The sequence below is a fragment of the Legionella norrlandica genome (assembly GCF_000770585.1).
GTDB lineage: Bacteria > Pseudomonadota > Gammaproteobacteria > Legionellales > Legionellaceae > Legionella > Legionella norrlandica.
Genome location: NZ_JNCF01000097.1, coordinates 1 through 7317, shown reverse-complemented (window position 1 = coordinate 7317; position 7317 = coordinate 1). Strand labels below are relative to the sequence as shown.

The window sequence follows — 7317 nt, the reverse complement described above, 5'->3', positions numbered from 1 at the left end:
CCCGGAAATGGGGAAGAGCCAGGTTTGATTGATTTTCGCCAAAACCTAGACTGGGATTGGCTCCCCGGACAAGACTCGAACTTGTGACCTAATGATTAACAGTCATCCGCTCTACCGACTGAGCTACCGGGGAATTGAGGCGAAATCTTAAAACGATTCCGCGAGATAATCAAGAGATTTTGAATAAATTTTTTAACTGCAGAAACGTTGCAACCTGTTCAATGCGTCTTTTAGTGTGTCAATGCCGGTGGCGAAGGATATCCGGATGCAGCCTTCTGTGCCGAAAGCGGAACCTGGGACTAAGGCTACTCCTACTTCTTTCAATAATTTTTCGGAAAATTCGATGTCATTGGCATAACCACGTTTTTCTATAATAGCTTGCACACTTGGGAAAATGTAAAAAGTGCCATCGGCTGGGATTACTTCTATGCCATCAATACTTTGTAATCTATCAGCCACGTAATCGTGTCTTTGATGAAAGGCATTTACCATTTCTTCAATGCTATCGCTGCTCCCATTCAAAGCTGCGACAGCAGCTCTTTGTGCTATGGAACATGGGTTGGATGTGGATTGAGATTGAATCGTTTTCATAGCATTGACTAATGAAGCTGGGCCTGCAGCATAACCTATACGCCACCCTGTCATGGCATAGGCTTTGGATACGCCATTTAAGACGATAGTTCGATCATAAAGTTCTGGGCAGGCATTGAGGATATTCACAAAGGGTTGGCTCCAAAGAATATGCTCATACATATCATCCGTGGCAATAAGGATTTGGGGGTGTTTTTTTAATACCTCGCCTAATTCTTTTAATTCGTTCTGAGTGTAGGCTATACCAGAGGGGTTGGATGGGCTATTTAGAAAAATCATTTTGGTTTTTGGTGTGATTGCCTTTTCTAATTGTTGGGCATTAATTTTATAACGTTGTGCAGGAGTTGTATCAATGATAACGGGGACTCCATCAGCGAGTAAAACCATATCAGGATAGGACACCCAATAAGGCGCTGGATTATGACTTCATCTCCAGCATTAAGATAAGCTTGGCATAGGTTATAGCAACTTTGTTTTCCACCTACCGAGATGAGTATTTGGTCCAATTGATAATCAAGAGCATTATCTCGGCTGAATTTGTTTTTAACAGCTTCTTTTAGCTCCAGAATCCCATCTACAGCAGTGTATTTAGTATCTCCTGCTTCAATGGCAGAGATGGCTGCTAGCTTTATATGTTGAGGCGTGTCAAAATCAGGTTCACCAGTTCCAAGGCCAATAATATCAAGCCCCTGAGCTTTCATTTGCGCTGCTTTTGCAGCTACGGCAAGGGTTGGTGAAGGCTTTACTTTTTGTACGCGCTTTGCCAATGCGATATCCATCTGTTGCTCCTGTGAATTATAGAGGTACTAGCATATAATATAGAATATGAAAAACTTATTTAAAATTTATTCAAATTATCAACCTTCCGGCGATCAACCCACGGCCATAGCCTCATTAATTGACGGCCTGGAGGCCGGTTTGGCTAAACAAACGTTATTAGGCGTCACGGGTTCAGGTAAAACATTTACTATAGCTCATGTTATCCAGGCCATGAAAAGGCCCACTTTAATTATGGCACCTAACAAAACGCTTGCGGCTCAACTTTATGGGGAGTTTAAAGCCTATTTTCCTGATAATGCCGTAGAATATTTCGTTTCTTACTACGACTATTATCAGCCTGAAGCGTATGTTCCTGCTTCAGATACATTTATAGAAAAGGATGCTTCAATTAATGAACATATAGAGCAGATGCGATTATCAGCAACCAAAGCGCTGATAGAACGCAAAGATGCCATTATTGTAGCAACAGTTTCCGCAATTTATGGATTGGGAGACCCAGATTCCTATTTACGTATGTTATTACATCTTTCCCGTGGAGAACAATCCGGTCAGCGTAAAATTTTAAAACGTCTTGCAGAAATGCAGTACACACGAACTAACCTCAGTCTTGAACGTGGTCAATTCCGGGTGCATGGTGATGTTATTGATATTTTTCCAGCGGATTCTGAGAAAGACGCCATAAGAATTGAGCTTTTTGATGACGAAGTGGAAAATATCGCTCGCTTTGATCCGCTTACAGGAGAAATTCTTCAACGTTTGCCGCGCGTGACTATTTTCCCTAAAACCCACTACGTGACTCCAGAGAACGCATTTTGGAAACAGTAGAAAAGGTCAAGGCTGAATTGCAAGAAAGACTTACTGAATTGAATGCTCAAAACAAACTGGTAGAAGCCAGCGTTTGGAACAACGAACTTGCTTTGACATTGAGATGATGCTGGAATTAGGTTATTGCTCTGGCATCGAAAACTATTCCCGCTATTTATCCAACCGCGAAGCGGGCGAAGCACCACCGACTCTATTTGACTACCTTCCTCCTGAAGCTCTGTTAATTATTGATGAATCACATGTGACTGTTCCTCAAATTGGAGGAATGTATCGTGGAGATAGGGCACGTAAGGAGACATTGGTTAATTATGGATTTCGTTTGCCTTCTGCTTTGGATAATAGACCCTTGCGTTTTGAAGAATTTGAAGAGCGTTCCCCACAAACTATTTATATTTCAGCAACACCAGGTCTCTATGAGCAGGAACATTCGGACAATGTGGTCGAACAAGTAGTAAGGCCTACCGGTTTGATTGATCCCGAGGTGGAAATCAGGCCGGTAAAAACTCAGGTCGATGATTTAATGTCTGAAATCAAACAGGTGATAAATCAAGGCGGACGTACTCTTGTCACCACCTTAACCAAGCGTATGGCTGAAGATCTAACAGAATATTTAGGTGAACATGGAATCAAGGTTCGCTATTTACATTCTGATATAGATACTGTGGAGCGAATGGAGATTATTCGCGATTTACGCTTGGGGATATTTGATGTATTAGTGGGCATTAATTTGTTACGCGAAGGACTCGATATGCCTGAAGTAGAACTTGTGGCCATTCTGGATGCCGATAAAGAAGGTTTTTTACGTTCGGAACGCTCTTTAATTCAGACTATTGGCCGTGCTGCACGGAATGTGAAGGGTCGCGCTATTATGTATGCGGACATTATCACTGGTTCCATGCAAAAGGCATTGACTGAAACTGAGAGAAGGCGTGAAAAGCAAAAAGCATTCAACTTGAAATATGGTATTATCCCCACAGGTATTAATAAATCCGTTGAGGATATTTTGGAAGGTGCGTATGTAGGGAAACGAAAAACAATGGTTGCCGAAAAAATTCCAAAGTACACGCATTGGTCTCCAGAAGAGCTAGTCAAACAGATTAATACCCTCGAAAAACAAATGTACATGCATGCCCAAAATATGGAATTTGAATTGGCAGCCAAAATTCGAGATGAGTACTTTTTACTAAAAGAACAACTGATGAAGGTATAACCCGATGGGTACCGGACTTTGAACCTTTAGGTTCAAGTGGGCAGCGGATGCATCGGTTCAGGCTTCCCACTACATTGGTGGGCCTGCTCAACGCCGATAACAGGATGCTTCCCTGGCTGTGAGTGTTGGTTCTAAAATCACTCGCCATCGGGTTAATTAAATTATAACATCTTCCAGCTGCTTAAACCTAGTAAAACACTAATAATAATTGATATGACGTGGACGAATTGCCGCAAGAAATATTTTGCTGCAGTTCATGAAAAGGATTGCCAGCTGCTGTTATTTTTTCTTTGGGCTATACTGATCATAAACATCACATTTTATTCAGTTTCTTTTGAGTACTTGATATAAAAAGCGCTCAAGAAGTTAAAGTAAGCTTTTTAATTACTTAATTATCAGGGAAAGTGACTAATAAATGAATATCAAATCGAATTTAAAATCCAACTTAGCTCATAGCTCAGTTATCCTGAAAGGACATGTTAATCGATATACCTTTTTAGGGTTGCTTATAGCGGTAGGGAGTATCTTAATTGCAAGTTTTATTGTTTCTTATCAACTGACAGGTGCAGTTAGTCTGGCAGGGTTCATCGAAGCACAAAGGACCAATCCGGCAATTTGGGTTTTAGATCTCACTCCGTTTATGTTCGTATATTGGGGACAAGCTTTTTGTTATGGACTAGTTAATAAAGCTCAAAGTTTAATAACGGATAAAACAAAAGAATTTTTAAGCATCAGTGGCGATCTGGAATTAAAACTCAAATACGAAAGTAATCATGATAGTTTAACCAATTTACCTAATAGCCGTTTGTTAAATGAACAAATCAGGCTTGCTATTGAGCAATTAGGAACTCAAGGAGAATTAGCGATTATTGTTATAAAAATTAACAATTTTGATAATATTACTTATAATTTTAGCTCTTCCCATGCCAATAATGTCATAAAACAATTTGCTGAAAAATTAAAATCTGTTTTGATTGACTTATCTGCTCAAAGCATCTCTCGGAATTAATGTTGTGGCCCGATTGCAAAGTGATGAATTTGCTATTTTGCTGCCTAGGCTAAAAAAAGGACTCAATATAGATGAGTTGCTAGTTAATCTTCTTAAGTTATTGAACACCAATCTTATGATCGATGGAATTAATATCAATATTACAATCACGGCAGGTGTTGCTATTTATCCTGTTCATGGTGAGGAGGATGAGGTTTTATTAAATCATGCCATCATTGCATTATACAATGCGCAAAAAGAAAACAAACCATACCTTGTATACCACCCGGAAATGGAAGAAGATCTTATTCATAATCGACTTGTGATGAATGAACTTAAACGTTCCGTTGAAAATAAGGATCTGAAAATTTATTACCAACCGATTATTGAATTGGCAACAGGCAAAATTATAGGTGCAGAATCATTAGTTCGCTTTGAACATCCTGAGTTTGGTTTATTAAGCGCGGAAAAATTCATACCTTTGATTGAAGGCACGAGTTTAAGTCATAATTTGACAACTTTTATGCTTAGGGAAGTAATAAAACAATTATCAATATGGCATGATGCCGGATATAAAATTTCTGCTTCTGTTAATTTGTCTGTGAAAGACACTTCAGATCGTGAGCTACCCGATTTTATAGAAAAATTATTAAATGACTATGATATAGCCCCGCAATTTTTAAGACTTGAATTTTCCGAGAAAGCTTGCTTATCTGATCAAGCGGTTACAAAGGAGGTTCTTGAGCGATTATTTACTATGGGGGTTAAATTATCAATAGATGATTTTTGCAGTGGCTCCTCTTCTTTTATTTATTTAACTCATTATCCAATTAGTGAGATCAAAATTGAAAAATCCTATGTATCGAAAATGGCAAAAGATGCAAAGAAAGCCAAAATTGTTGAAGCTATATTTAAATTAGCCCAAACGCTGGGGCTGGAACCAATCGCTGATGGTATATCTGATCAAAATGCTCTGGAAAAATTGAAGGATTGGGGTTGTTTATATGGTCAGGGTTTGTATTTTAATCGAGCTGTAAACGCGAATGATTTTATATCGTTATTAAAAAAATAGCTGTATTTTGGGGCGTTCCTAACCAGCGAATTATGGTGGATGCTCTATACCATAACTACATCACGACTCAAATCTTCAGAAGGGTAGACTTAGGGTATATTCTCTCATATAAAATATGATACTTCTTGGCTGCTCCCATATCGGATCTTTCTGCTGCCACTTCAGATAAAAATAACTGATATGGGAAAAACCACGGGGGTGGGTTCATGAAAAATATTTTTTCTTCAATTTTATCGGCATGGTTTTTTAAGAAAACGTTCTCAAGCTCTATCAAAGATGCCTGCTTTAAGCTCAACTCAGAGGCATATAAATAACTAAGAACTAATGTTTGCAACTCAATCATATTTTTTCTTGTATATTTTTTATTTTTTATTTGATCATATAAATTTTGGAATTGCATATTTTGACCAAGCTTTAAATAAGCTAGGGAACGCGTGAAATTGATAAATAAAATTGCCAATTCATCTGCCTGACCCGGGATTGGCAGATTTAGCACTTCCTGCCATTTATTAAAACGTGCCAGTACCAAATGCTCTAATGATAAAAAAATATCACGAGAATCGTTTAATTTCTTCCTATGATGAGCCTTCATAAGGTTTTTAATGGTTCGTGCATAGTGAATTGCCAGATCAAAATTATTGGTTAAAACTCCAAGCATTGTTAGGAAATGATGAGAATGTAAGAAATGGAACTCATAGTAATAGGAATTTAAGCCTGCGCTATTATGTTTAAAATAATTTTCGTCAATTGCAATGGCGTTTAAATTGGCTTGTATCGCGTCGTTATACATACCGCGTCGCCAATAAATATGGGTTGGCATATGGGTATAATGAGCAATGACACCATGAGAGAAGGATGGTATTTTTTTTGCTGCGACCAATCCTAAAGGATCCTTCAAATTCCGTTCCGCCATATGAATATAGATATGTAAAAGGCCGGGATGATCAGGGTAAGATTTGTCTTTCAAAACAGGAACAAGTAAATCAAGAGCTTCTTGTTTATAATCATTATTGGATATAGGTCTGCAATGATTTATGATCTTGTCATCATTAACACTATCGTAATATGCAATAGCGTGAACAAATAGTGCCAAGCTTTCTGAACGCCATTCTTTACTGTCTTTATATTTTTGATGCACTTGTCTAAGTGCATTAATAAACTGAATTTGTAGTTGTTTCTCAGAAGAATTTTTTTTCAGAGAAAATGAATTCATCGCAGCGCGAATGACATCGTAGTGAAATTCATTTTTTGGTGAAACCAAGAGGCCAGCTTTTTTAATATCCTCAAATCCAACTTTTGCAAAAGGTTGCCCAAGATCTAATGACTCTTGTTTTTTAGCCAACGCCAATCCCCAATAGCACATACCGCATTTTGGATCATAAACTAAAGCTTGCCTAAAATCGTACTCCGCTTGAACATAAGAGTAAGCATAATAATTTAACATGCCACTATTAAACAATTTTTGTGCATAGTGATTTTGACTGACATTTTTATAGTGGATATCTGAAAAAGATTCTTGTGCGTAAAAAATAATTGCTAATAAGATTGGAAAATATTTTTTCATCAGTACTTCGGATTCATATTTGGTTTTTTAGAAGTGTATCACATATAGGCTTGTTGCGATCTTATTGTTCTAAAATGATTATAAAACGGATATATGTTATAGGTTACATCTCAAAATTTTTCGGGATCAGCTGCTTCCCAATAGGATTTATAATCATCAGGGATATTTCCTTCTAGAAATTGACCTGGATTAACGTAGGTATAAATTTGATCAAATGATCGTACCTCAGTCGCGCTAATGCGTCTCATTATATGGCTGGGCTTTAAGCCACTAGGGTTGTTTAATCC

The 7317-nt window shown here is 37.9% G+C and carries 1 protein-coding gene, 1 tRNA gene, 1 other RNA gene and 4 pseudogenes; 2 read left to right on the top strand and 5 right to left on the bottom strand.

Annotated features, from left to right (window positions below):
- Nucleotides 1-57: 57 nt before the first annotated feature.
- Together OK13_RS13345 and OK13_RS13340 are read right to left on the bottom strand one after the other, a co-directional pair.
- Nucleotides 58-133 (bottom strand) — tRNA-Asn (locus OK13_RS13345).
- A 59-nt stretch (nucleotides 134-192) separates the two neighbouring features.
- Nucleotides 193-1370, bottom strand: a pseudogene (locus OK13_RS13340) (pyridoxal phosphate-dependent aminotransferase).
- A gap of 46 nt (nucleotides 1371-1416) precedes the next feature.
- Here OK13_RS13340 and uvrB point away from each other — a divergent pair.
- Nucleotides 1417-3406 (top strand): annotated as a pseudogene (gene uvrB / locus OK13_RS13335) (excinuclease ABC subunit UvrB).
- Here uvrB and ssrS read toward each other — a convergent pair.
- Nucleotides 3401-3563: non-coding RNA, 6S RNA (ssrS, locus tag OK13_RS14305), on the bottom strand. The pseudogene uvrB and the gene ssrS sit on opposite strands and share 6 nt — an antisense overlap.
- A 258-nt stretch (nucleotides 3564-3821) precedes the next feature.
- On the opposite strand from ssrS, the pseudogene OK13_RS16105 reads away from it, so the two are divergent.
- A pseudogene (locus OK13_RS16105) lies at nucleotides 3822-5466 on the top strand (putative bifunctional diguanylate cyclase/phosphodiesterase).
- Between the two features lie 67 nt (nucleotides 5467-5533).
- Here OK13_RS16105 and OK13_RS13325 read toward each other — a convergent pair.
- On the bottom strand, nucleotides 5534-7030 hold the full coding sequence (locus OK13_RS13325) for a hypothetical protein (RefSeq protein WP_035891581.1): 1497 nt from the start codon (nucleotides 7028-7030) through the stop codon (nucleotides 5534-5536).
- Between the two features lie 110 nt (nucleotides 7031-7140).
- A pseudogene (locus tag OK13_RS16100) lies at nucleotides 7141-7317 on the bottom strand (FMN-binding glutamate synthase family protein); the annotation flags it as partial.